A 22,705-nucleotide genomic window follows, 5' to 3' on the forward strand; every position below is an offset into this window, starting at 1 on the left:
GTAAGCTCAGGCCATACGCACGCCTCAGGTACTGGATCTATGCGTTGGAGTTTGGTTGTTGTCGCGTTGTTTTACGCCGTGTCCGCTGCTGCTGTGCCCGCCGCTTCTGCGACTCAGGCCAATACATTGCCCTGGTGGGTCTTCGCCGGGTTTATCGGTTTGTCGCTGCTGTGCGTTTTCACCACTATATTATGGTGGCGAGCCCGCCGCCCACAACCTACAGTTACGGCTTCTCAGCCGCCTTTTCATTTATTACACGATGACATCAGCGGCTTGCCAAATAAGTGGTTGGTAAAACAGGATTTTCTGACCTTTATTACCAGTCGGCCTCAGGCGCAGCTGGCGCTGGTGTTGGTGAAAATCGACCAGTTTGAACGGGTGAACCAATTGCTTGGTTACAGCCACGCCAATTTAGTGCTGAGTCAAATCGCCCGGCGGCTGAATCAGGCCGCCGCAACCCATCAGGGCATCCTGCCGCTCAGTAGTACAGATGCTTTTGTTGCTCACCTTGGCGGTGTCGATTTCCTGTTACTGGTTGATCAGCAAGGTAAACAGCATCAGGCCGGCTATCTGGCACATCAGCTGGAACAACAAATTGCCGAACCGCTGCTATTACGTGGCTGTGCTGTCGATTATCGCATCTTGTCTGGCATCAGTTTGTATCCGCAACATGGTCAGGATTTCTCTGAGCTGGTGGAAAAGGCCCATCTGGCGCTGCAGCAGAGGCTGAAAAGCGCTGCGGACTCGCCGCTGTATCAAGATGAGATGTCCGCGACCACGCCGGACAAACTGGCAATGATGGCAGAGCTGCAGCAAGCTATCGCTTCGCAGCAGTTGCAGCTGGATGTGCAGCCGCAAGTGTTGTTGCCCGACCGGCAGGTGGTCGCGGCGGAAGTGTTGTTGCGCTGGGCGCATCCGGTGCGAGGTTTGCTGGCGCCGAAGCAGTTTATTCCGCTGGCGGAACGAATGGGGTTGATGTTTCCGCTGACCTGTTGGGTGCTGCAGCAGACGATCAAGATGCTGGCGACGCTGCAAAAAGAAGGCATTGTGCTGCAGTTGGCAGTTAATATCAGCAGCAGCGATTTATTGCAGATTGAACTGGCCGAACATATTCAGCAGTTGCTGGCAAAGCATCAGGTCAAACCCAGTCAGCTGATCCTGGAATTAAAAGAAGAAGCGCTGATGACAGAGCCACAGGCGGTGCTGCCGATGCTGCAACGGCTACGGGCATTGGGGCTGGTTCTGGTACTTGACGATTTTGGTACCGGTTATACCTCACTTGGCATGCTGCGCGAATTTCCGCTACAACAGGTCAAAATCGATGCGCAGTTTATCAGTGGTATGCATAAGTCAGATGCTCAGGTCGCTATCACCGGCGCTATTATTGATCTGGCAAAAAATCTGCGGCTGGATGTGGTGGCTGAAGGGGTTGAAGAGCAGCCTACGGCGGAAAAATTAACGCGGATGGGCTGCATCCGCGCTCAGGGTTTTTTATTCAGCCAGCCGTTTGCTCTGGCTGGATTGCCGGCCTGGATGCGGCAACATCAGTTTAATCAGCCTGCGGGCTGAGCACTGGTCAATGCAGGGCAGCTCTGGCCTGAATGAACGCCAGAACCAGCGCTGACAACACCTGACCCGCTTCATTCATTCCGGCTTTCAGGCCGGCCGGATGCTGCGCCGGGGCAGCTTCTGCCAGATGCAGGTAACGCACCCGCGCTAACTGCGCCAATTGCCAGACATAATACTCGGCATCGGCCACTGACACACCGCAATTGGTATAGGCACTAACCGGCATACCACTGATGCTGTCGGTGTCCAGTTCAATTCCCAGCGGGACGCTTTCATCGGTACCAACAAAATCAATGGCTTGAGTGATAGCCTGTGCCAGCGTCAATTGGCGGCGTTGCCAGATGCGCTGATAGCTGCAATAGCCGGCGCCGGCCGCTGCCAATTGCTGCAAGGCCGTGGCGGAGTTTTTTAGTTCATGTAACCCCAGCACAAAATACTTGCGCAACCAGCCGGCTTTCGCAGCGTAGCTGAAGCCGTTGCCGCTGTGCCGGCCTTCCAGCAGGCGGAAATCGCAGTGCGGGTCGAGATTGATGGCATCGGCCGCCTGGCCGGCGTGACTGGCCAGTGCCTGTATAATCGGCAGGGCATTGTTATGGCCACCGCCGATGACAATAGGCGTCAGTCCGGCGTCAAAGATGGTACGCACGACGCTATACACCCGCTGGTCGAGCTCACTGCAGAGTTGCCGTAGTTGCGTCAGCTGATCCGGATCTGCGTTATCCAACAGCGCAGAGTGTTGCTGCAAGTCATCGCAGCGGATGTTGCCGGCTAACAGTAATTTGCCGGCGGCAGCAAACGGATTCTCCTGCAGATTGATAAACCGGCTTAAAAACGCATTAAAACCGAGATCGGCGCCACCATTACCGAGATTGGCCCGCGGGCCTATGTCTTCCGGGATACCGAGCAGCGCAAAGCGGCAGCCCTGCTGGAAAGCTCCCACCAGCGCATCGTCCAGCGGTAACAGCGGATTCAGATAATGCAGTGCGGCACCGAGCCGCACTTCACCGGCGCGATGTTGCTGCCAGGTGGCCAGATCAGCGCTCTGCAGCCGTTGTAACCAGTTATTCAATGTCTAGTGGCTCCGCAGACAGGATAATTCCGGTGCTGTCGGCGTAGATATGGTCTTCCGGCAGGAAAGTAACACCAGCAAAATTGACCGGCACATCGGTTTCGCCAAACCCCTGGTCATCGGCGCGTACCGGGATGGCGTTGACCGCCTGAATGCCCAAATCAAAATCTTCCAGTGTATCGACATCGCGCACACTGCCGTAACAGACAATGCCTTCCCAGCCATTTTCTGACGCCAGCGCCGCGAGCTCGGCATCAATCAGAGCCCGGCGCGCTGAGCCGCCGCCGTCGATCAACAGCACTTTACCCACACCGGGTTCAGACAGCATCTGGCGGACCAGCCCGTTGTCTTCAAAACACTTAATCGTGTGGATCACGCCACCAAAGGAACGGCGGCCGCCATAATTGGCGAAAATCGGTTCAACCACATCAATCATGTCGGCATACAGATCACATAATTCAGAGGTATTGTATTGCATGGTAATTCCCGCCTTTGGATCAATTGGTTAGGGGACAGTATAACCCTATTGTCTTCAAGCTCAAGCTTGTTGGCCGCGCGCAATTATGCCGGCAACAGCAGTGCAAAACCATTTCAGCTGTGTTAGTTTTTGCTTACATATCTCGTCTCTGGTTTGTCCCTTTGAGCCTTGAACTGACGCTGGCCCGTATTTCGTTGTTCCTGATCCAGGCTGGTTTGTCCTGCGCGCTGAGCTTTATTCTGTGGTATTTCTTTCGAATTTATCAGCGGCATTATCTGAAATCCTGGTCTGTTGCTTTTGGCTGTTTTGCTGCTTATTTACTGTTACTGGCCTGTCATGTGGCAATAAATCCTGCAACCGGGCCGCTTTATCCGGTGCTGGTTAGCCTGGAGTTTGGTTATCTGTTTGCCAGTTATGCCTTTGCCATTTATGTGCTGGTGGGCGTGCGCGAAGCGATCAGTTCTGAGCGGATCTCCAGCCGGCTGGTCAATCAGCTGTTGTTATTGGTGGCTGCGTTGGCGGCGGTTTCGGTGGCGTTGTTTTTATTTCAGGACGGGCCTTCGCTGTGGAAAACTGTGGTTCAGCTCAATCTGCGTTTGTTATTTATCGGTGCAGCGTTGGCGGTGTCCGGCGTTTGGCTGTTTGCGCTGCCGCATCGGATTTTTATTGGCAGACTGGTCGCAATCTCGATTCTGTTGTGGGGCATCTTGCTGATTGTGCTGGCATTGTTGTCAGGCTGGCTCGGTGAAGGGCAATTGTTCCTACGGGTCTTGCTGGTGGGCAAACATCTGGAATTGTTCTTCCAGACCATGCTGGGATTGGGGCTGGTGGTCTGGCTGCAGGATGATGAGCGCAGCACTAACCAGCAGCTGACGGCAAAAACCCGTTATCTGGATTCGCATGACCAGCTCACCGGCGCGCTGAACCGGGACGCCTTGCTGCAACAATTGTCCGGGTTCATTCAGCAGCCGGCACAACAACCTTTGCTGTTGGTGATGCTGGGACTAGACCGCTTTAAAACGGTTAACGAAACCGTCGGACTGAAACAAGGCGACCGTATTTTGCGGGAAGTCACCCGCCGTTTTGAAACCAGTATTCTGAAACCCTGTCTGGTAGCGCGCACCGGCGGTGATATTTTTGCCTTAGTATTGCAGGACATTCTGACCGATAAACAGCGGCAGTTCTGTTTGCACCACATAGAACAACTGATTGAAAAACCATTTAATTTTGACTCCGGTTTATTAAAACTGACCGCCACTATCGGCGTAGCGCAATTTCCGGATCATGCGGCCAGTGCTGAATCCTTATTGCAAAAAGCCAACATTGCCTTTCACCAGGCCAAGCGACAGCAACAACGCTGGATCCAATATAGTCAGGGAATGGAAGAAGAGACCGCCCGCTTATTGTTGCTGGAGAAAGAGCTGCTACTGGCGTTAGAACAAAAGCAATTTGTGCTGTATTACCAGCCGCAGTGGAATATCCGCGAGCAACGGATTGACGGTTTTGAGGCTTTAGTGCGGTGGCATCATCCGGAGCGTGGCATCGTGATGCCGGGCCAGTTTTTGCCGCAAATGGAGCAGATAGGCCTGATGCGCGAGCTGGATATGCAACTGCTGGAACAAGCAGTGGAAACGCTGGGACGCTGGCGTAAACAGCAGGTGTTGTTGTCGGTCGCCGTGAATATGTCGCCCATCCACTTTGAGCAGGCTGGCCTGAAACAGCGCATCCAGCAATTGCTGCAACAATATGATGTGCCGCCAACCATGCTGGAACTGGAAATCACCGAAAATACCGCGATGGGGGATATGGAACAAGGCCGTAACTTCGTCACCGAGCTGCAGCAAATGGGCATCCGGGTATCGATCGACGATTTTGGTACCGGCTATTCGTCATTAGGCTATTTACGCCGCATGCCAATCGATAAAATTAAAATCGATCGCAGTTTTATTATCGATATGGCGGGCAGCGATTCTGACATGATGATTGTCAAAACCATGATTACGCTGGCGCATGGCCTGGGCAAACGGATCTTGGCCGAGGGTGTGGAAGATGCCAATCAGCTGTTACTGTTGCGCCACATGGCCTGCGATGCAGCCCAAGGGTATCTGATTGCCAAACCTTTGCCGGAAGCCGACGCGCTGGCCTTGTTGCAGCAGAAATTATCGTTCTGATCCTGTCATGTCGCTGTCATCATGGCTGATTAGGCTGGTCATATCAGGCCGATGTGACCGGAGAGCGCCATGTACCGACAACGCTGGATTGAACTGGATCAACGCTGTTTTGCCCGGTTATTTTTAGGGTTAGGACAAGGCCGCTTACGCCGCTACAGTTATTGGATATCAAAAACGGCCGATGGCCCTTTGTATGCTCTATTTGCAGCTGGCCTGTACTGGCGTGGCACGCATGCTGATCTGCAATTTGTCACTTTGCTGGCTTTAGCTTTTGCCATCGAACTGCCAGCTTATCTGTTGTTGAAAAACCTGTTCCGCCGGCAGCGGCCAGCGGTGGCTATGGCCGGGCAATTTCAGGCGCATATCGAACCTTCTGATCGCTTCAGTTTACCGTCCGGCCATACCGCCGGTGCTTTTGTGTTGGTGAGTTGCATCGCGGTGCTTGCACCGCTTTGGCTGCCATTAGTCCTGCTGTGGGGCTGTCTGGTTGGTTTGTCACGTGTGCTGTTGGGGGTGCATTTCCCCGGTGATATTTTGGCCGGTATGTTGCTCGGTAGCTGCAGCGTGGGTCTGGCGCTCCTAAGTCTCAGTTAAGCAATAAATTTTATCTATATTTTCCTGCGCTCCAGATTTTCTTACCTATGCTTATGTTGGTCAGCACACCAGCAGGAGGGTGGGAATGTTACGTAATTTGTCGATTAAAAACAGGTTAATGGTCAACAGTTTAGTGGTCGGAGCGGCCATGCTGGTGATGTTGTTACTGCTCATTTTCCAAAATATGCAATTTACCGCCCTGGCGGCGATTAATGTAGAGATTGCCGCGTTAGAGCGTGATGTGCTGGTGCTGCGCCGGCATGAAAAAGATTTTCTGATGCGTAAAGACATCTCCTACCAGGACAAATTCAACAAAACCATGCTGGAATTAAATCAGGGGCTTAACCTGTTGGAGCAGGATTTGGCCGCCCATGACATTGATACCAGTTCATTAAAAAATTTCCGCCAGCAGACTGCTTCGTATCAGCAAAAATTCGAGTCATTGGTGAAAACAGCAGAGCAGGTCGGATTAGACCCGCAGTCTGGGCTTTATGGCGCGCTGCGCGCTGCAGCGCATCAACTTGAAGCCGAATTCAAACAGGTCAACAATGACAGGCTGCTGGTCAGTTTGTTGCAACTTCGCCGCGCTGAAAAAGATTTTATGCTGCGCGCGGACCTGAAGTACCTCGACAGTTTTAATGCTGAATTCAGCCGCTTTAAATCGTTATTAGACGGGCAGAATGCCAGTCCCGGATTACACAGCGCGGCGGATAGCTACGCCGAAGCCTACCGCAATCTGGTGACAGGCAGTCAGACCATGGGCCTGAAGCATGACCAGGGCATTATGGGCGACATGCGTAAAGCGGTGCATGAAACCGAAACCAGTTTGCAGGCGATGACAGAAAAAGCCAACGTGGCACTGGAGAAAGCCTCAACCGCAGCCAAATATCTCGCCTTTACGTTATTTTTTATCGTGCTGGCGATAGTCATTGTGCTGGTGCTGCTGACCTCCCGCAGTATTTTGCAGCCCATTCAGAATGTCTGCCGCACAATCGGTGTGATCCGTAAAGACAATGATTTCCGTCAGCGTGTGGTGGTCGAAGGCCGCGATGAAATGACGCTGCTGGCGCAGGACTTTAATGCGATGCTGTCTGACTTTCAGGATTTGGTGCGAAACGTCAACCAGGCGCTGGAAATGCTGGATACTGCCACCTCAGAACTGGCGCAGTCGACAGCAGAAACCAGCCGTGGCATGGCACAGCAACAAATGGAAAGCGACATGGTGGCGACGGCGGTCACTGAAATGGGCGCTACCATTGAAGAAATTGCCGGCAACACCGAAAACACTGCCAATAAAGCGGACGCGACCAATCAAAATGCTGCAGCAGGCATGAAAGAAGTGGAACAAACAGTCAGCCGTATCCGCGCTTTGTCAGACGAACTACAACAGGCGGCTAATGTGGTGGCGGAGCTGGAGCAGGACAGCACCACGATTGGCTCGGTGATAGACGTCATTCGCGGTATTGCCGAACAAACCAATTTACTGGCGTTAAATGCCGCCATTGAAGCCGCACGTGCCGGTGAACAGGGCCGTGGTTTTGCAGTGGTCGCCGATGAAGTGCGCAGCCTCGCCCAGCGCACAGCTGAGTCGACCCGGCAAATTGAACAAATCATTTCCGGCTTACAGGGCCGCACCCGCGCGATTGTCGGCTCCATGCAACAATGCCGGGAACGCGGCCAAAGTGGTGCCGAACAGGCCGGCATGGCCAGCCGCCTGCTCAGTGCTATCACTGGCGACGTGACGCACATTATGGAAATGACCACGCAAATTGCGACTGCAGTAGAGGAGCAAAGTCACGTGGCGGCAGAAGTGAATAAAAACGTCATCCGTATTCGTGATATTTCTGAGCAATCGCTGAAAATCGCCGAACATAACGCACAAATCAGCGAAGAAGTTGCAGCGCAGGCCGCGCGGTTACATCAGACTGTCGATAAGTTTAAAGCCTGAAGCCTGGTTTTCACAGCGGCGCTAAATGCCGCTGTGAAAACGAATGTCCAGCCTGGCATCCCGCACGGCATTGGCGGCTTTCAGCCGCTGCAGATAGTCCTGCCACAGGGTGTCTTGCTGTTCATGCAGTTGGCGCAGATAACTCCAGCTGTACAACCCGGTATTGTGACCGTCATCAAACACCAGTTTCACGGCGTACTGACCGACCGGTAGAATCTGGCTGATCGCCACATCGCGTTTGTTCGCCACCAGCACAGGCGTGCCATGCCCGCGCACTTCGGCCGATGGCGACATCACGCGTAAAAACTCGGCACTGAACTGTGCCAACACAGCATCAGCAAACAGCACATCCAACATTTTTTGCTTGCGGTGATAATGCAGTTTGCTGACCTGATGCATCACTATTCCTTATCAAGGGCTGAATTACAGAATAAACCGGCTTAAGTCTTCGTCCTGCACCAGTGCATCGAGATGACTGTCAACGTAAGCTGCGTCTACCACCACTTGCTGGCCCTGATGGTCGGCAGCGTCAAACGACACTTCTTCCAGCAACCGCTCCATCACCGTATAAAGCCGTCGTGCGCCGATATTTTCGGTGCGTTCGTTCACCTGCCAGGCGGCGTTAGCGATGCGCTTGATGCCGTCTTCGGTGAATTTCAGCTGCACACCTTCAGTCGCCAGCATCGCCACCGTCTGTTCGGTCAGAGATGCTTTAGGTTCGGTCAGAATACGTTCAAAGTCCGCCGCAGTCAGCGGTTGCAATTCTACCCGGATCGGCAGCCGGCCTTGTAATTCCGGCACTAAATCTGACGGTTTGGCCAGCTGGAAAGCGCCAGAGGCGATAAACAGAATATGGTCGGTTTTGACCATGCCGTGTTTGGTATTGACGCTACAACCTTCAATTAACGGCAACAAATCGCGTTGTACACCTTCGCGCGATACATCCGGGCCGCTGCTTTCGCCACGTTTGCAGATTTTGTCGATTTCGTCGATGAAGACAATACCGTTTTGCTCGACCGCTTCTAAAGCTTTGGCTTTGAGCTCTTCAGGATTGACCAGTTTGGCGGCTTCTTCATCCACCAGCTGCTTAAACGCATCTTTGATTTTCAGTTTGCGCTTTTTAGTTTTTTCCTGGCCGAGGTTCTGGAACATCGACTGCAGTTGCTGCGTCATTTCTTCCATGCCTGGTGGCGCCATAATTTCTACGCCAAGCGGGCCAGCCGATAAATCCAGTTCGATTTCTTTGTCGTCGAGCTGGCCTTCGCGCAGTTTTTTGCGGAAGATCTGCCGGGTATTGGAGTCGTTGTCGCTGTTTTCCACTTCGCCCCAGTTGTTGCGGGCGCGCGGTAACAGCACATCCAGAATGCGCTCTTCTGCGGCTTCTTCAGCGCGGAAGCGGTTGCGTGCAACTTCCTGCTCGCGGATCATTTTGACGGCGCTGTCGGTCAGGTCGCGGATGATGCTGTCGACTTCTTTGCCGACATAACCGACTTCGGTGAACTTCGTCGCTTCAACTTTGATAAAAGGCGCATTGGCCAGTTTGGCCAGCCGGCGGGCAATTTCGGTTTTGCCAACACCGGTCGGGCCAATCATCAGAATGTTCTTCGGAGTTACTTCCTGGCGCAACAACGGGTCGAGTTGCATCCGGCGCCAGCGGTTACGCAACGCGATAGCCACAGCGCGTTTGGCACCTTGCTGGCCAATGATATGGCGGTCCAGCTCATGGACAATTTCGCGGGGAGTCATTTCCGACATAACAGGACCTTATTTCAATTCTTCAATCGTGTGGTGATGATTGGTGTAAATGCAGATATCGCCGGCAATAGTCAGAGCTTTTTCCACAATAGCGCTGGCGGGTAGTTCGGTGTTATTTAACAGTGCCGTGGCCGCGGCCTGAGCAAAAGGCCCGCCGGAACCGATGGCGATCAGGTCCTGCTCCGGTTGGATCACGTCGCCGTTACCGGTAATGATCAGGGAGCAGTTGGCGTCGGCAACCGCCAGCAATGCTTCGAGCTTGCGCAGCATGCGGTCGGTGCGCCAGTCTTTGGCAAGTTCCACCGCAGCGCGCATCAGATGGCCCTGGTGGAGCTCCAGCTTGGCTTCAAAGCGTTCAAATAAAGTAAAAGCGTCGGCAGTACCGCCGGCAAAACCCGCCAGTACTTTACCGTGATACAGGCGACGCACTTTTTTCGCGTTGCCTTTCATTACGGTATTACCCAGCGTGACCTGGCCGTCACCGCCCAGTGCCACTTCGCCGTTACGGCGCACAGAAACAATAGTAGTCATGAAGCATGTTCTAGTTGGGAAGATAAAGCAGATATGTGGGCACGGCAGCGCATTTCAAGCGCGCGGCCGGCACCGAAAATTCATGGGATCCAGCAGTTGGCTATTTTTTGTTGCAGCAGTTTGTTTTTATCGTTTTGCGCCTGACGTTTGCTGACATAAGGTCCGGAAACCACGCGGTATTTGCCGGATGATTGTTTGATCTCGGCACTGACACCGGCAAAAGCCATTTTGGCTTTCAGCTGCTGTGCGCCTTCCATCGCTTTAAAAGCGCCGCAATACATGTTGGCCGGCGCTTTGGCGGCCAGTTGTTCGGCCTCAACCTGAATTTCTTTGGTCTGCAGCTCTTTGATGTAGGTGTATGGCTCTTTCGACGGCTTTGGTGGCAGTTCGTCTTTCACCACGGTTTCTGCAACGGCCGCTTTGGCTTCAGCAGCGGCAGCTTCTGCACCGGGCCTGTGGGAGATATGCCATAAAAAGGCGCCAAAGGCCAGGATCAACAAGCTGACCACACTGATCAGCAGAACTGGCAGAGGCTTCTTTTCATTTGGTTTTTTCTTTGGACGCGGTGCTGGCCGGGCCGTTTTTACATAATCTTGATGAGGCATGCCAAATTCTTACGGCGATAGATGTGCGGTGATTGTACTGGATTTAGCGGCAAAAAAGTAAGGCTGAATTTTGCCGCTTCGCTGCTCAATTCAGACAAAGCTTAATTCAAATCGAGCGCATCCACGTCCAGTTGCCATTTGATTTTACGCGCCAGCGGCAGATTGCGGCTCTGTTCCAGCGCCAGATCGAGCGCCTGATGCAACAAGCGCCGGTCCTGGCAAAACAGCTGTAACTGCCAGCGGAATTTACCGGCTTTACGCTCCAGCGGTGGTTTTAATGGCCCGAGGTACTGCACTTTGGGGCAGTGTGTGGCAATCAGTTGCTGGATAATGCTTAAAAAGGCCACGCCGTCCTGACTATCAAAAGATTCAGTTCTGAACAAAGCCAGATGCTGATACGGCGGCAGCCGGGTTTGCTGACGTTCCAGCAAAGCGCTGCGGGCAAAAGAGCTGTAGCCATTCTGAATGACATCCTGCAAAAGCGGATGGCCCGGATAATGCGTTTGCAGCAACACTGTACCGGCAATATCACCGCGCCCAGCGCGGCCGGCGACCTGGGTCAGCAGCTGGGCTAATTGTTCAGAGGCGCGAAAATCGCTGGAATACAAAGCGCTGTCGACATCGACAATCACCACCAGGCTGACATTGGGAAAATGGTGGCCTTTTGCCAGCATCTGGGTGCCAACAATAATGGCCGGCTCACCACGCTGAATTTCGCTCAGCAGCGTTTCGAGGCTGCCTTTGCGCCGTGTGCTGTCTCTATCCAGGCGGATCACCGGGAAATCCGGAATAAGCTGCTGCAGCTGTTCTTCCAGTTGCTCAGTACCTTGTCCGACCGGCGCGAGCTGGGTACTGCCACAATGACCGCACTGATGCGGTACAGGCCGGCAGGCGCCACAATGATGGCAGACCAGCTGGCGGCTTTGCTTGTGGAAAGTCGTGAAGGCTGCACAGCGCTGACACTCGGTCAGCCAGCCGCATTCATGGCAGATCAGCGCCGGGGCAAAACCGCGGCGGTTTAAAAACAACATCACCTGCTCGCCACGTTGCAGCCGTTGTTTGATTTGCGCCAGCGTGCCATCAGCCAGGCCATGTTTCAGTACCTGCTGTTTTAAATCCAGCAGTTCAATTTTCGGTACCTGCTGACTGGTAGCGCGCTCCGGTAACGGCAGATGGGCGAATTTCCCTTTTTGTACATTGTACAAAGACTCGAGGCTTGGCGTTGCAGAACCCAATACAATAGGGCACTTTGCCAGCGCGGCGCGTTTAACTGCTAAGTCGCGCGCATGGTAGCGAAAACCATCCTGCTGTTTTAGCGAGGCATCGTGTTCTTCGTCGATGATGAGCAACCCCAGCCGGGCAAAAGGCAAAAACAGCGCTGAGCGGGTGCCGATGGTAATGGCGGCATCGCCGCTGGCACTGCGCTGCCAGGCGAGCAAACGTTCCTGATCGGTCATATTGGAATGCCAGATCTGCAGCGGCACCGCAAATCTTTTGGCAAAGCGCGCCAGCGTTTGCGGTGTCAGGCCAATTTCCGGCACCAGCACCAGCACTTGTTCACCACGCTGCAGCACCGGGCTGATTGCCTGCAGATAGACTTCGGTTTTGCCGGAGCCGGTGACGCCTTCGAGCAAAAACCGGCTGAAGCTACCGGCCGCCTGATTGATGGCACTGACGGCCAGCGCCTGCGCCGGATTGAGCTGCAACGGCTGTTGACGGTCAGGCTGTGGTACAAAAGCTGTAAAAGGCACTGTCTGCCAGCTGACCAGGCCTTTGTCGAGCATCGCTTTGATGGTGGTGCTTTCACCGCTTAAATCATCGTCGCGGATTGCTGATTGTTGCAGGCGTTGCCACAACGCCAGCTGGCGTGGCGCACGGTTGAGTTCTGATGCTGACAGCGCCCGGCCTTGCTCTGTCAGCTGCAAAACCCGGCCATGACCGGCGAGGACGGCTTTGCCTTCACGCAGCAGCGCGGGCAGGGCACTGACCAGTACTTCACCCAGTGGATGATGATAATAATCAGCGGCAAAACTGAGCAGCTGGCGAATGGCTTCGCCAAATAGCGGCTGTTGATCCAGCACGGCCTTGATCGGTTTCAGTTTGTCTGCGAAAGCATCCGGTGGGTTTAATTGCCAGACAATGCCGACCAGTTCGCGTTTACCAAAAGGCACCAGCACCCGCACACCGACCTGAACCTGCAAACCTTCTGGCAACAGGTAGTCGAAATGTTGATATAAAGGCACAGGTAAGGCGACGCGGATTTGGCTCAAAAGGCTGATAGTCCTGATGCTGAATGCGGCAAAGTGTAGCCAGACTGACTTTGCCCTCACAATGCTTTTTTTGCTGGTTGCTGCTGTTGGTACTAAACCGCTGCTTTTTTCTGCGAAATCGGAATAAAAAGTTGAACCGGCAAGGCAGATCTATTAAGCTACGCGCCCTAATTTAACTGAAATGCGTATGGTGTCTGACAGTAAGCTGATCAGATAGCGATACGGCCCTAACGAGGTAAGCCATGAAACCAGGTATCCACCCGGAATACAAAGAAATCACTGCAACCTGTACTTGCGGTAACTCATTCAAAACCCGTTCAGCTCTGTGCAAAGACATCCACTTGGACGTTTGCTCAGCTTGCCACCCGTTCTACACTGGTAAGCAAAAAGTTCTGGACGTTGGTGGTCGCGTTGACCGCTTCAAAAAACGTTTCGCAGTACTGGGCGCAAAATAATCCCTACTGCGTTGACGCAAAAAAGCACCTTCGGGTGCTTTTTTTGTGCCTGCAGTTTGTCTGGATGCTGTTGCATAAACTGTTTGCTGATTATTTATCCACCCCCGACTTTTTCTTTATTTAATTCATTTTGAATCAATTGCTTAAGTTCGATATTTGTTGCCGGATTGCATGTAAATTCAGCCGGTCTGCACAACTATCTGCCATTTCATGACAGCTTTTTGCATCTTTAAGCAAATCGCGAAAACTGGTCTTACCTCTTGTGATTTTGTCACTTGGCACCTGCGACAAAACTTGTTATAACAACGCAGATGGCCAAAAAGTGCACAGACATTTTCCGCCGCTCCTCCACGTAAAAAAGGCAACTATTGGGTTTGGCTGGTGACTCTGGACAGAGGTACAACCAGCACGAAGTCAATAGGCATGCCGCGTCAGGCTCTTTACAATGGGCCGCCTTTTGCGCTTACCCTCGCAAAAGTATTGGCAAATAACATAAAGCCCACAGGGCTAAGCCTCAGGACTCTTACCATGTCAGACTTCAGGAAAGCAGCGCTCGATTATCATGCCAAACCGACTCCCGGCAAAATCGGCATCGAAATCACCAAACCAGCCGAAACGGTTAAAGACTTAGCGCTGGCCTACAGCCCGGGTGTGGCCGAGCCGGTGCGTGAAATCGCCGAAGACATTGATAATGTTTATAAATACACCGGTAAAGGCAATTTAGTAGCGGTGATCACCAATGGTACGGCCATTCTGGGCCTTGGCAATTTAGGGCCTATGGCCTCCAAGCCGGTGATGGAAGGTAAAGCCTTATTGTTCAAGCGTTTTGCCAATCTGGATTCAATTGATATCGAAGTGACGCACCGCACTACTGAAGATTTCATCAATACTGTCGCTAATATCGCCGACACTTTTGGCGGTATTAACCTCGAAGATATCAAATCGCCGGAATGTTTTGAGATTGAAAAAGAGCTGATTAAACGCTGCAACATTCCGGTATTCCATGACGACCAGCATGGTACTGCCATCGTCACTGCGGCGGGCCTGTTGAACGCGCTGGAAATTCAGGGCAAGGACATTCGCAAAGTCACTATCGTTTGTATGGGCGCCGGCGCAGCTGCTATCGCCTGTATGGAACTGCTGATTAAATGTGGCGCCAAACGCGAATACATCTACATGCTGGACACCAAAGGCGTGATCCATACCCGGCGTGAAGATTTAAACAAATACAAAACGCTGTTTGCCAACAACACGGATAAACGCACACTGGAAGATGCGCTGGATGGCGCTGATGTGTTTATCGGCGTGTCTGGCCCCGATGCACTGCCACCGCAGGCGCTGAAGCTGATGGCAGAGAAGCCGGTGATTTTTGCCTGCTCCAACCCGGATCCGGAAATTAAACCAGAGCTGGCGCATGCGGAGCGTAACGACATTATCATGGCGACCGGCCGCTCGGATTATCCGAATCAGGTCAATAACGTCCTGTGTTTCCCGTTTATTTTCCGTGGTGCTTTGGACGTGCGCGCCAGCGTCATTAACGATGAGATGAAGATTGCAGCTGTGCATGCCATTCGCGCTATCGCCAAAGAGCCGGTACCGGCAGAAGTGTTGCAGGCAGCGCAGGTCGCGAAGCTGGAGTTTGGCGCTGAATACATTATTCCAAAACCGATGGACCCACGGCTGTTACCACGTGTGGCGAAAGCGGTGGCGGATGCTGCGGTTGCATCAGGTGTGGCACGCATTCCGATGCCAAAACACTATATGGAAAGCTGATTTTCCATTTCAATAAAAAGAAAAACCGCGGCTTGCCGCGGTTTTGTTTTTTGCCTGTTATTTGAATTTATTGTCGACTCTTGCTGCAACCTGTCGTTGTTTATTTTTCGGTTGCGTCGGTCTTTATTCTTCGTCTGATTCTGCTTCCTGAATATCCGGAATGGGTTTGCCCATGCTGGTCAGGATATTACGGACTTCGATCGGGATTTGGTGCGGGTTGTCTTTGCGTAAATCTTCATCGGCTGGCAGTGGCTGACCAGTGAAAGCATGCAAAAAAGCTTCGCATAATAATTCGCTGTTTGTGGCGTGGCGTAAGTTATTGACCTGGCGGCGGGTACGCTCATCAGTCAAAACTTTTAATACATTCAGGGGGATGGAGACGGTGATTTTCTTCACCTGTTCTGATTTCTTGCCGTGTTCTGCATAAGGGTGAACGTATTCACCATTCCACTTTGCCATAGTTGTACCTTGATTTATTTATTTGTTGTGCGTTTTGGCCCGAAATTTTATCTCTTTATACGCGTATAAACAAACAGTGCGCAAGAAATAATCATGATAGACGTCTAAATGTTTTGACATCCTTTTATGGCGCTGTATACTTTTAGCCGTCTAAACATCTAAAAGTATGAGGTTGATATGTCCACACGTCGCTCCGCCACAGTTGCAGCCCGCGCCGGTATTGCGCAGGACCCCGCTTACGGTGCGGTGACGCCGCCGATGTATCTGACCTCCACTTACGAATTGCCGGCTTTTAAACAGCCAGGCAAATATGATTATTCGCGCTCGAACAATCCAACCCGCGACCTGCTCGGCGATGCTTTGTGCCAGCTCGAAGGCGGCGCTAAAGCACTGGTGACCAACACCGGCATGTCGGCCTGTGTGCTGGCGCTGCAGGTGCTGACGCCGGACGATACCCTGGTTATTCCGCATGATTGTTACGGCGGTAGTTACCGCTTATTCACCAATCTGGCCAATAAAAAACGCGCTTTTAAACTGGTCATTGTTAATTTTCAGCATGACAACTGGCCGGAGCTGGTCAGTGCAGCTAAACCCAAGCTGATTTGGTTGGAAACGCCAAGTAACCCGCTGCTGCAAATCACTGATGTGCGTGCTGTGTGTGCGCTGGCGAAAACGCTGCAGGCGCTGGTGCTGGTCGACAACACTTTTTTATCGCCGGCGCTGCAAAACCCGATCGCGCTGGGTGCAGATTTAGTGCTGCATTCCACTACCAAGTATTTAAACGGCCACAGCGACATTGTCGGCGGCGCTTTGATTGTCAAAGATGCAGCTCTCGGTGATGAACTGAAATGGTGGGCGAATTGCCTCGGCGTCACCGCCGGTGCTTTTGATTCGCATCTGACCTTACGCGGTATCCGAACTTTGTTGCCGCGCATCAAAGCGCATCAGGAAAATGCCGCTTTAGTGGTCGAGTACCTGCAACAGCAACCGCTGGCCGGCAAGATTTATTATCCGGGTTTAAAAGACCATCCGGGCCATGCTATTGCCAAAGCGCAACAACATGGTTTTGGCGCCATGATCAGCTTTGATCTGGCAGCCGATGCCAAATACCTTGGCATATTTTTCGACGCGTTAGAGTGCTTTACGCTGGCGCAATCCTTGGGTGGTATTGAGAGCCTGATTTGCCATCCCGGCACTATGACGCATGCGTCGATGGACGCGGCGGCGCAAAAAACGGCCGGTATTGGCCCGACTTTAATCCGGTTGTCGGTTGGTATTGAAGATCCGCGTGATTTACTGGCAGATCTGGAGCAGGCATTTGCTGCTGTTGCAGCAGCGCTTGACGCAGATGGCGGCAATGCGCAAACCAGTAATGAGAAGGCGTCAGTGACCGTCAAGCCCGAAGCACAAACTGAACAACATTTCCGGCTGAATCCAGCCCTGGCCGCATTTTGGTAAAGATCATGGCAGTACAACAACTTTCTTCAGAGGCCCACAAGGTCGTCGTGCACAAATTCGGTGGCAGCAGCCTTGCCACCGCCGAACGTTTTCATGCTGTGGCAGATATCCTGCTGCAACAACCGCAACAGAGTGCCTGGGTGGTGGTCTCAGCGCCGGGCGATACTACCGATCATCTACTCGATTTAATCGCCTCTGCTGCCGACGCCGCAAATTTTGACACGCAACGGCAGCAGTTGTCGGCGCAGCTGCGCTTGTTGCTCAACCGTACTTTAAGCGCGCAAACCGCACCTCAGGCGCTTAATTCGCTGAATAACTGGCTGGCGCAAATCCCGGCGCTGGTCCAGGCAGGTCAGCACAACGAAGTGCTGGCCACCGGCGAAAAGCTTTCCGCATTGTTGTTAAGCGCAGTGCTGACCGAGCGCGGCAAAGAGGCCCAAGCTATTGATGCGCGTGATTTTTTGCGGTTGGAATTACAACCTCTCGGCGATGCGCAGGTGTTGTGGCAACAATCCGCCGATTTACTGGCACCGCTAAAGCAAGCCGGCTTTAACGTCGTGACCGGCTTTATCGCCCGCGATACAGCACAAAACAGCATCACGCTCGGTCGTAACGGCAGTGATTATTCAGCGACTATCGTCGGCGCGTTAATCAAAGCAGATGCCGTGCATATCTGGACTGATGTTGATGCGATTTATAGCGCAGACCCACGTAAAGTCCCGTCAGCGCGCGCTTATCGCCAGGTGCCATGGCCTCTGGCGATTCGCCTCGCCGAACTGGGCAATCCGGTGCTGCATGCCAAAACTTTAAATCCGCTGGCGCAGCATCCGGCCGAATTGATCGTACGCAGCAGTTATGAGCCGCAGCAACCTGGCTGTCGGGTCAGCCGTCAAAGCGCTATTGAAGTGCAGTTTGTCACCGATCTAGCCGAAGCAGTGCTGTTGACCTTACCGGCGCATTGCAAAGTCAGCCCGCAACAAGCCGCCGCAGCGCTGCAGTTCCCGGTATTCGCCGCGCCGGCAACGCAGGGCAAACAATGGCTGGTGGCGCAGAAGAATCTGGATGCTTTGCTGCAATTTCTCGGGCAACAACAGATTTATCCGCGGGTCAGCTCGGAACAATTTTATGCGGTGGCTTGGTTAAAACCAGCGGCACGCCAGCAACGTCAACTACCTCTGCAGGCTGCACACTGGCTGGAACGCCAGCAACCGGCACATAGTTTTCAGGACGATGAACTGGCGCTGTGGTTATTCAGTCCGGCATTGACGGCCAATGAGCTGACCGAACTACACCAGCTGTTACTGCCAACGACAGTGCGGCTGAATATTGTGGTGGCGGGGACCGGTAACGTCGGCTCTGAGTTTTTGAGCCTGCTGGCGAAACAGCAACAGACTTATGCCGGTCAGATTGAATTACGGCTGGCGGGTTTGTTCAACTCGCGTCAGGCGGTATTCAGCGACCAGATTAATGTCACCGAATGGCAGCAAACTTTAGCCGTTGCCGCGCCTTATCAGAAGCAGGAGCTGCTGGATTACCTGACCGGTTTACCGGATCCAAAAGTGCTGGTCGATATCACGCCAAGCCGCAGTTTTGCTGAAGACTATGCTGAGATTGTCCGCACTGGCTGCCACCTTATCAGTGCCAACAAACAAGGCGTGACTTTGCCACTTGCGCAGTACCAGCAAATTGTTGCCGCAGTGGCCGAGCAGCAGGTCAGCTGGCAGGCCAATACCACCTGTGGTGCTGGTTTACCGGTGCAGCGGCTGTTACAGGAATTACAGAGCTCTGGTGACCATATCCAGCAAATCAGCGGGATTTTCTCCGGTACTTTGTCCTGGTTATTGTGTAAATACGACGGTAGTGCACCGTTCTCTGAGTTTGTACTGCAGGCGCAGGCCGAAGGGCTGACCGAGCCGGATCCACGGGATGACTTGTCTGGTAAAGACGTACAACGCAAGTTGCTGGTGCTGGCGCGGGAACTGGGCTTAAGTCTGGATATCAATGACATCACCCTGACGCCATTGTTGCCGGCTGGTTTGGATACACTGAGCTGGGATGAGTTTTGGGCACGCCGCCACGAATTGGACCAGGCGTTGGCTGACACTTATGCCAAAGCTCAGGCGGCAGGCAAAGTGCTACGTTATGTTGCGACCCTTGCAGTGACACCGCAAGGACCAAAAGCACAGGTGGAGTTATTGACGGTTTCGCCTGAACATCCGCTGGCGGCTATTCAGGCCTGTGACAATGTATTTGTTATCGAAAGTGACTGGTATCAGGCTAATCCGCTGGTGTTAAAAGGGCCGGGTGCAGGGCGTCAGGTCACTGCTGGTGGTATTCATGCTGATTTAGCTATTCTGGCGCGTCAGCAAATTGCGGTAGCCAAAGCTGCCCGGCATAGCCAGGCGCAAGCAGCAGCCTGGGCGAATCCGCGCGCTTGATGTTGTGTTTAACCAGGTCCCGGCGCTTTAGCCGGGTCTGTGTTTCAGCAACTTGCGCTGCAAGGTGCGCCGGTGCATGCCTAGTAGTCGTGCGGTCTGACTGATATTGCCATCCTGTTGCGCCAGCACCCGCTGAATATGTTCCCATTCGATTTGATCTGTCGATAACAAAGCTTCGTTGTCGTCGCTGTTATGCTCAATGACCTGCGGTACAGCTTTATCGCCTTGCAGCGCTTGCAATAACACTGCGAAGTCCACCGGTTTTGTCAGATAATCGTCAGCACCCAGTTTGACCGCCTGCACCGCAGTGGCAATGCTGGCAAAGCCGGTCAGCACCAGAATACGGCAATCCGGGAAGTATTGACGTAGTGGTGCCACATAGTTCAACCCGGAAACGTCACCATATCGCAGATCCAGTAGCCAGGCGTCGGCCGGCTCCTCGATAAGCTCTGTCAGTGCTGGCGGAGTGGCAAAGATACGGACCTGATGACCTGCAGCCGTCAGACGGCGTTGTAAGGTCCGGAGCAATACCTCATCGTCATCTAACACCGTCAGTTTCATGGTCTGACTCCTGCCGGGAAATGGATTTGTGTGATGAGGCCGCCAGACGGGCCGGGTTTTCTTGTTACCATCCCCCCCAGCCGTTCGATACTGCTATTGGCGAGGAACTGTCCGAGGCCTAAACCATCAGGACTGGGCTGAGGCCGTTTTCCCAGCTCAACAAGCTGTGCTGCTGGTACACCTGGACCGAAATCCTCAATGTGCAACACAAATCCCTGATGTTGCTGACTGAGTCTGACCAGCAGACGCGGCTGTTGTGCGGCCAGGCCGGCATCAGCGGCGTTATCAAGAATATTAAACAAAGCGGCGGACCAGGCCAGCGTGTCAGCAACCAGGCATTGGCTGCCATCCAGCTGTTCGTCCAGGCTGAGACTAATTTCCGGTCGGCTGACTAACCAGAGTTGCAGCGCCTGTTGGGCCACCTGATGCAGCGGTGCCTGCTGCTGTGGCTGGCGTAATTGCTGCGCACTATGCCGTAGCTGTTGCACTATTTGCTGACAGCGCCGTACTTCTTGCTGCAGGTCTTGCAACAGTGCCGGGTCTGGCGGACCATCATTGAGCTCATCGGTTAACAACGTCAGATTTTGCAGCGGCGTGGCCAGTTCATGGGCGGCGTTGGCCGCATAAGTGGCGACTGTCAGCATCTGTTCCTGCTGTGACTGTTGTTGCTGCAATTGCATCAGTTCACGGGATTTCTGCCGAACTAACTGTGCTTGGGCGCTGACAAAAGCCGCGATGAAAAACGCCGACAGTGTGAAGGCCCAGGCCATCTGCCACAGATGTGAACTGAAATGCGCCGGTAGCAGCTGATCCGGTGTGGCACCGTCAATAAAAACCTGATGACTGCGATGTGCCGCGTGCGGGTCAAAAATTAACTGCCCGGTTTGCGGGTCAACCGGATTGAGCGGTAACAACAGGGCCAGCAGCAGATAGCAACTGACCGCCAGTGCGGCGGTCAGCAGGGCGATACGGCCTGGCAGCAACACTGCGCTGACAGCGACAGGCAATAAAAGCAGCGCGATCAAACCATTCCCAGCGCCACCTGCCAGCGCCAGCATTAAGGTTAGCAGGGTCAGGTCGTACAAAATGGCCAGCGCAAAGACGCGCTGTGGTTTCAGCGGGGCGCCTGGCAACCAGGGCAGCGACAAGTTGGTGCAGCCATATAAAGCCAACAACAACAGCATTAGCGGCCAGCTGCTGACCGGATATTGCAACCACCAGGCAGCCAAAGCCGCCAGATAGCTCGTCCCGACTAAGCCCCAGCGAAATTGCTGTAATTGTTTGATTTGTTGGCGTGGATCTGAGTCGGTGCTGAAAGCGGATCTGTTCGGCAGCATAGCGGATCTCAAAAAAAGCGGGCGCAGAGCGCCCGTTGCAAAAAACTGACAAGAGCAGACTACGCATTCACCAGGAAAAAGTCACGGCCGGCGCGTATCAGGCTAAGTCGTGACTGACTATAGCGGTATTCGGCACTTTGCGGCATGTGGCATTTTGCCGCAGGGGCTGGTGTGACAAAATCTTGACGCTTAGATGGCGGCAAGCTGTGGCAAACCCGGCTATCTTCGGCGGAAATTTCTCGCCGCATCAGGTCGGATCTGCAGTGTAGGATCTGATTTATCATCTCGTTATTTGTAGGTTTGCTTGTATAAGTTGTTGTATTTAAACGATATTTATTAATATTTTGCAGCTGCTCGGCATTTGGCATTGCGTTTGCAATCTCTACATGCTCCCGCCGGATCTGCATGATCGGGGTCGGGGAAATTAAAATCCAAAACAAAATAATCTTTACAATTAAGGGATTTACTCATTATGAAATTCAATGCAAAATCGAAACTGTTCGCAGCACTGTTTCCAGTATCTAAACAAGAACAAACCGCAGAGCTGGTTGAGCTGAACACAGCTGAGCTGACTCAAGTCAGCGGCGGTATTTCACTGAGCATGGATGATGTGGCAGTTGGCACTTTTTCTGTTCACGATAATGGTGAGCCAGCGAAAGATTGGTGGGTTAAAAAATAACCAGATCTAGAGGGAGAATAATAAACACATTGAAGCCCTCGAATTATCTTAAAGACTGCACCGCTGGCGTATTGTGTTTTGGTACGCTAGCGGCAAGTACCTATTTTAGATCTGACGCAACAGTTGTTGTTGCACTGTCATTTCTTTTGGTTTTTTTCGTTGCAATTTTTTCGTTACCAAAGCGACAAATTCTACCAATATTATTTTTAGTATTTTTAATAAAACTTCTAGCTCTGCCAATTGCTTACATACTGGGTGATTTAGACCCTTTTACGTATTACTTAGCATCTGCATTTGTTGATCTTCTAATGGCATTTTGCATTGTGTTCTACCACAACGACCCTAAGTTACTTAGTTTATTCAAAGCCGATGGAAGTAGATTTGTCCCTCAGGTTTATTTGATGGCCCTAGTGCTTGCTATTTCTTCCACAATATCATGCGTTCAATCAATAGAAGCTTTAATGTTCGTGATGGATGACACTTTCTACGACGACGGCCCTCCATTAGTATCAAGTCACCAAGCGGTCATTAAGCAGATAATTAAAATCCTTTTTG

19 protein-coding genes are annotated in these 22,705 nt (G+C 52.8%); 9 read left to right on the plus strand and 10 right to left on the minus strand.

All coding sequences use genetic code 11. The features are described 5' to 3' along the window. Nucleotides 1-39: 39 nt before the first annotated feature. Nucleotides 40-1,569, plus strand: coding sequence for a putative bifunctional diguanylate cyclase/phosphodiesterase (locus tag Q399_RS0107045; protein ID WP_051685830.1), 1,530 nt, complete (start codon nucleotides 40-42; stop codon nucleotides 1,567-1,569). Between the two features lie 7 nt (nucleotides 1,570-1,576). Here Q399_RS0107045 and Q399_RS0107050 read toward each other — a convergent pair whose 3' ends face one another. Both Q399_RS0107050 and rraA read right to left on the minus strand, forming a co-directional pair. Then, nucleotides 1,577-2,638: a formimidoylglutamase gene (locus Q399_RS0107050; protein WP_031567151.1), complete on the minus strand. Its 1,062-nt coding sequence runs from the start codon at nucleotides 2,636-2,638 to the stop codon at nucleotides 1,577-1,579. After that, a complete protein-coding gene (rraA, locus tag Q399_RS0107055; protein WP_031567153.1) occupies nucleotides 2,631-3,116 on the minus strand; it encodes a ribonuclease E activity regulator RraA in 486 nt (161 codons plus the stop codon). The genes Q399_RS0107050 and rraA overlap by 8 nt, the downstream gene beginning before the upstream one ends. A 161-nt stretch (nucleotides 3,117-3,277) precedes the next feature. Here rraA and Q399_RS0107060 point away from each other — a divergent pair, with 161 nt between their 5' ends. From Q399_RS0107060 to Q399_RS0107070, 3 genes are all read left to right on the plus strand, one after another. Further along, nucleotides 3,278-5,287: a putative bifunctional diguanylate cyclase/phosphodiesterase gene (locus Q399_RS0107060; RefSeq protein WP_031567155.1), complete on the plus strand. Its 2,010-nt coding sequence runs from the start codon at nucleotides 3,278-3,280 to the stop codon at nucleotides 5,285-5,287. A gap of 69 nt (nucleotides 5,288-5,356) precedes the next feature. Next, on the plus strand, nucleotides 5,357-5,881 hold the full coding sequence (locus Q399_RS0107065; RefSeq protein WP_031567158.1) for a phosphatase PAP2 family protein: 525 nt from the start codon (nucleotides 5,357-5,359) through the stop codon (nucleotides 5,879-5,881). A gap of 85 nt (nucleotides 5,882-5,966) precedes the next feature. Next, nucleotides 5,967-7,829: a methyl-accepting chemotaxis protein gene (locus tag Q399_RS0107070; protein ID WP_051685831.1), complete on the plus strand. Its 1,863-nt coding sequence runs from the start codon at nucleotides 5,967-5,969 to the stop codon at nucleotides 7,827-7,829. 21 nt (nucleotides 7,830-7,850) lie between these two features. Here the strand turns inward: Q399_RS0107070 and Q399_RS0107075 are convergent, their stop codons facing one another. From Q399_RS0107075 to priA, 5 genes are all read right to left on the minus strand, one after another. After that, nucleotides 7,851-8,228, minus strand: a complete 378-nt coding sequence (locus Q399_RS0107075) for a gamma-butyrobetaine hydroxylase family protein (protein WP_031567161.1) — start codon at nucleotides 8,226-8,228, stop codon at nucleotides 7,851-7,853. Nucleotides 8,229-8,252: 24 nt separating this feature from the next. Continuing rightward, nucleotides 8,253-9,584 (minus strand): HslU--HslV peptidase ATPase subunit, encoded by a 1,332-nt coding sequence (hslU, locus tag Q399_RS0107080; RefSeq protein ID WP_031567164.1) that lies wholly within the window; start codon nucleotides 9,582-9,584, stop codon nucleotides 8,253-8,255. Between the two features lie 9 nt (nucleotides 9,585-9,593). Continuing rightward, nucleotides 9,594-10,115: an ATP-dependent protease subunit HslV gene (gene hslV, locus Q399_RS0107085; RefSeq protein WP_031567167.1), complete on the minus strand. Its 522-nt coding sequence runs from the start codon at nucleotides 10,113-10,115 to the stop codon at nucleotides 9,594-9,596. A gap of 80 nt (nucleotides 10,116-10,195) precedes the next feature. Beyond that, nucleotides 10,196-10,720 (minus strand): SPOR domain-containing protein, encoded by a 525-nt coding sequence (locus Q399_RS0107090; protein ID WP_031567168.1) that lies wholly within the window; start codon nucleotides 10,718-10,720, stop codon nucleotides 10,196-10,198. Between the two features lie 101 nt (nucleotides 10,721-10,821). Further along, nucleotides 10,822-12,990: a primosomal protein N' gene (gene priA, locus Q399_RS0107095; RefSeq protein WP_031567170.1), complete on the minus strand. Its 2,169-nt coding sequence runs from the start codon at nucleotides 12,988-12,990 to the stop codon at nucleotides 10,822-10,824. A gap of 242 nt (nucleotides 12,991-13,232) precedes the next feature. Here priA and rpmE point away from each other — a divergent pair, with 242 nt between their 5' ends. Together rpmE and Q399_RS0107110 are read left to right on the plus strand one after the other, a co-directional pair. Beyond that, complete coding sequence (gene rpmE, locus Q399_RS21870) at nucleotides 13,233-13,445, plus strand: 50S ribosomal protein L31 (RefSeq protein WP_084164192.1); 213 nt, start codon at nucleotides 13,233-13,235, stop codon at nucleotides 13,443-13,445. Between the two features lie 528 nt (nucleotides 13,446-13,973). After that, entirely contained in the window at nucleotides 13,974-15,218 is a 1,245-nt protein-coding gene (locus tag Q399_RS0107110; protein ID WP_031567172.1) for a malic enzyme-like NAD(P)-binding protein, read from the plus strand. A 123-nt stretch (nucleotides 15,219-15,341) separates the two neighbouring features. Here Q399_RS0107110 and metJ read toward each other — a convergent pair whose 3' ends face one another. Further along, on the minus strand, nucleotides 15,342-15,677 hold the full coding sequence (gene metJ / locus Q399_RS0107115; protein ID WP_031567174.1) for a met regulon transcriptional regulator MetJ: 336 nt from the start codon (nucleotides 15,675-15,677) through the stop codon (nucleotides 15,342-15,344). 177 nt (nucleotides 15,678-15,854) lie between these two features. Between metJ and metB the strand changes: the two genes are divergently transcribed. Together metB and metL are read left to right on the plus strand one after the other, a co-directional pair. Continuing rightward, complete coding sequence (gene metB, locus Q399_RS0107120) at nucleotides 15,855-17,135, plus strand: cystathionine gamma-synthase (protein WP_037045867.1); 1,281 nt, start codon at nucleotides 15,855-15,857, stop codon at nucleotides 17,133-17,135. A gap of 5 nt (nucleotides 17,136-17,140) precedes the next feature. Beyond that, nucleotides 17,141-19,573: a bifunctional aspartate kinase/homoserine dehydrogenase II gene (gene metL, locus Q399_RS0107125; protein ID WP_051685832.1), complete on the plus strand. Its 2,433-nt coding sequence runs from the start codon at nucleotides 17,141-17,143 to the stop codon at nucleotides 19,571-19,573. A 27-nt stretch (nucleotides 19,574-19,600) separates the two neighbouring features. Here metL and Q399_RS0107130 read toward each other — a convergent pair whose 3' ends face one another. Together Q399_RS0107130 and Q399_RS0107135 are read right to left on the minus strand one after the other, a co-directional pair. Beyond that, on the minus strand, nucleotides 19,601-20,134 hold the full coding sequence (locus Q399_RS0107130) for a response regulator transcription factor (RefSeq protein WP_031567183.1): 534 nt from the start codon (nucleotides 20,132-20,134) through the stop codon (nucleotides 19,601-19,603). Further along, on the minus strand, nucleotides 20,131-21,471 hold the full coding sequence (locus tag Q399_RS0107135) for a sensor histidine kinase (RefSeq protein WP_031567185.1): 1,341 nt from the start codon (nucleotides 21,469-21,471) through the stop codon (nucleotides 20,131-20,133). Before Q399_RS0107135 ends, Q399_RS0107130 begins: the two co-directional genes overlap by 4 nt. Nucleotides 21,472-21,943: 472 nt before the next feature. On the opposite strand from Q399_RS0107135, the gene Q399_RS0107140 reads away from it, so the two are divergent. After that, nucleotides 21,944-22,150 carry a hypothetical protein gene (locus Q399_RS0107140; RefSeq protein ID WP_031567187.1) on the plus strand — a complete coding sequence of 69 codons (207 nt, stop codon included), beginning with the start codon at nucleotides 21,944-21,946 and terminating at the stop codon, nucleotides 22,148-22,150. Nucleotides 22,151-22,705 lie beyond the last annotated feature (555 nt).

This window comes from Rheinheimera texasensis DSM 17496 (genome assembly GCF_000711985.1).
Lineage (GTDB): Bacteria > Pseudomonadota > Gammaproteobacteria > Enterobacterales > Alteromonadaceae > Pararheinheimera > Pararheinheimera texasensis.

What these genes read in the sequence shown, in the direction of transcription:
- Q399_RS0107075 (WP_031567161.1), bottom strand. Translation starts at nt 8,228, where the DNA reads ATGCATCAGGTCAGCAAACTGCATTATCACCGCAAGCAAAAAATGTTG.
- Q399_RS0107045 (WP_051685830.1), top strand. Translation starts at nt 40, where the DNA reads ATGCGTTGGAGTTTGGTTGTTGTCGCGTTGTTTTACGCCGTGTCCGCT.
- rpmE (WP_084164192.1), top strand. Translation starts at nt 13,233, where the DNA reads ATGAAACCAGGTATCCACCCGGAATACAAAGAAATCACTGCAACCTGT.
- metJ (WP_031567174.1), bottom strand. Translation starts at nt 15,677, where the DNA reads ATGGCAAAGTGGAATGGTGAATACGTTCACCCTTATGCAGAACACGGC.
- Q399_RS0107065 (WP_031567158.1), top strand. Translation starts at nt 5,357, where the DNA reads ATGTACCGACAACGCTGGATTGAACTGGATCAACGCTGTTTTGCCCGG.
- Q399_RS0107130 (WP_031567183.1), bottom strand. Translation starts at nt 20,134, where the DNA reads ATGAAACTGACGGTGTTAGATGACGATGAGGTATTGCTCCGGACCTTA.
- Q399_RS0107135 (WP_031567185.1), bottom strand. Translation starts at nt 21,471, where the DNA reads ATGCTGCCGAACAGATCCGCTTTCAGCACCGACTCAGATCCACGCCAA.
- hslU (WP_031567164.1), bottom strand. Translation starts at nt 9,584, where the DNA reads ATGTCGGAAATGACTCCCCGCGAAATTGTCCATGAGCTGGACCGCCAT.
- Q399_RS0107110 (WP_031567172.1), top strand. Translation starts at nt 13,974, where the DNA reads ATGTCAGACTTCAGGAAAGCAGCGCTCGATTATCATGCCAAACCGACT.
- metB (WP_037045867.1), top strand. Translation starts at nt 15,855, where the DNA reads ATGTCCACACGTCGCTCCGCCACAGTTGCAGCCCGCGCCGGTATTGCG.
- hslV (WP_031567167.1), bottom strand. Translation starts at nt 10,115, where the DNA reads ATGACTACTATTGTTTCTGTGCGCCGTAACGGCGAAGTGGCACTGGGC.
- Q399_RS0107140 (WP_031567187.1), top strand. Translation starts at nt 21,944, where the DNA reads ATGAAATTCAATGCAAAATCGAAACTGTTCGCAGCACTGTTTCCAGTA.
- rraA (WP_031567153.1), bottom strand. Translation starts at nt 3,116, where the DNA reads ATGCAATACAATACCTCTGAATTATGTGATCTGTATGCCGACATGATT.
- Q399_RS0107090 (WP_031567168.1), bottom strand. Translation starts at nt 10,720, where the DNA reads ATGCCTCATCAAGATTATGTAAAAACGGCCCGGCCAGCACCGCGTCCA.
- metL (WP_051685832.1), top strand. Translation starts at nt 17,141, where the DNA reads ATGGCAGTACAACAACTTTCTTCAGAGGCCCACAAGGTCGTCGTGCAC.
- Q399_RS0107070 (WP_051685831.1), top strand. Translation starts at nt 5,967, where the DNA reads ATGTTACGTAATTTGTCGATTAAAAACAGGTTAATGGTCAACAGTTTA.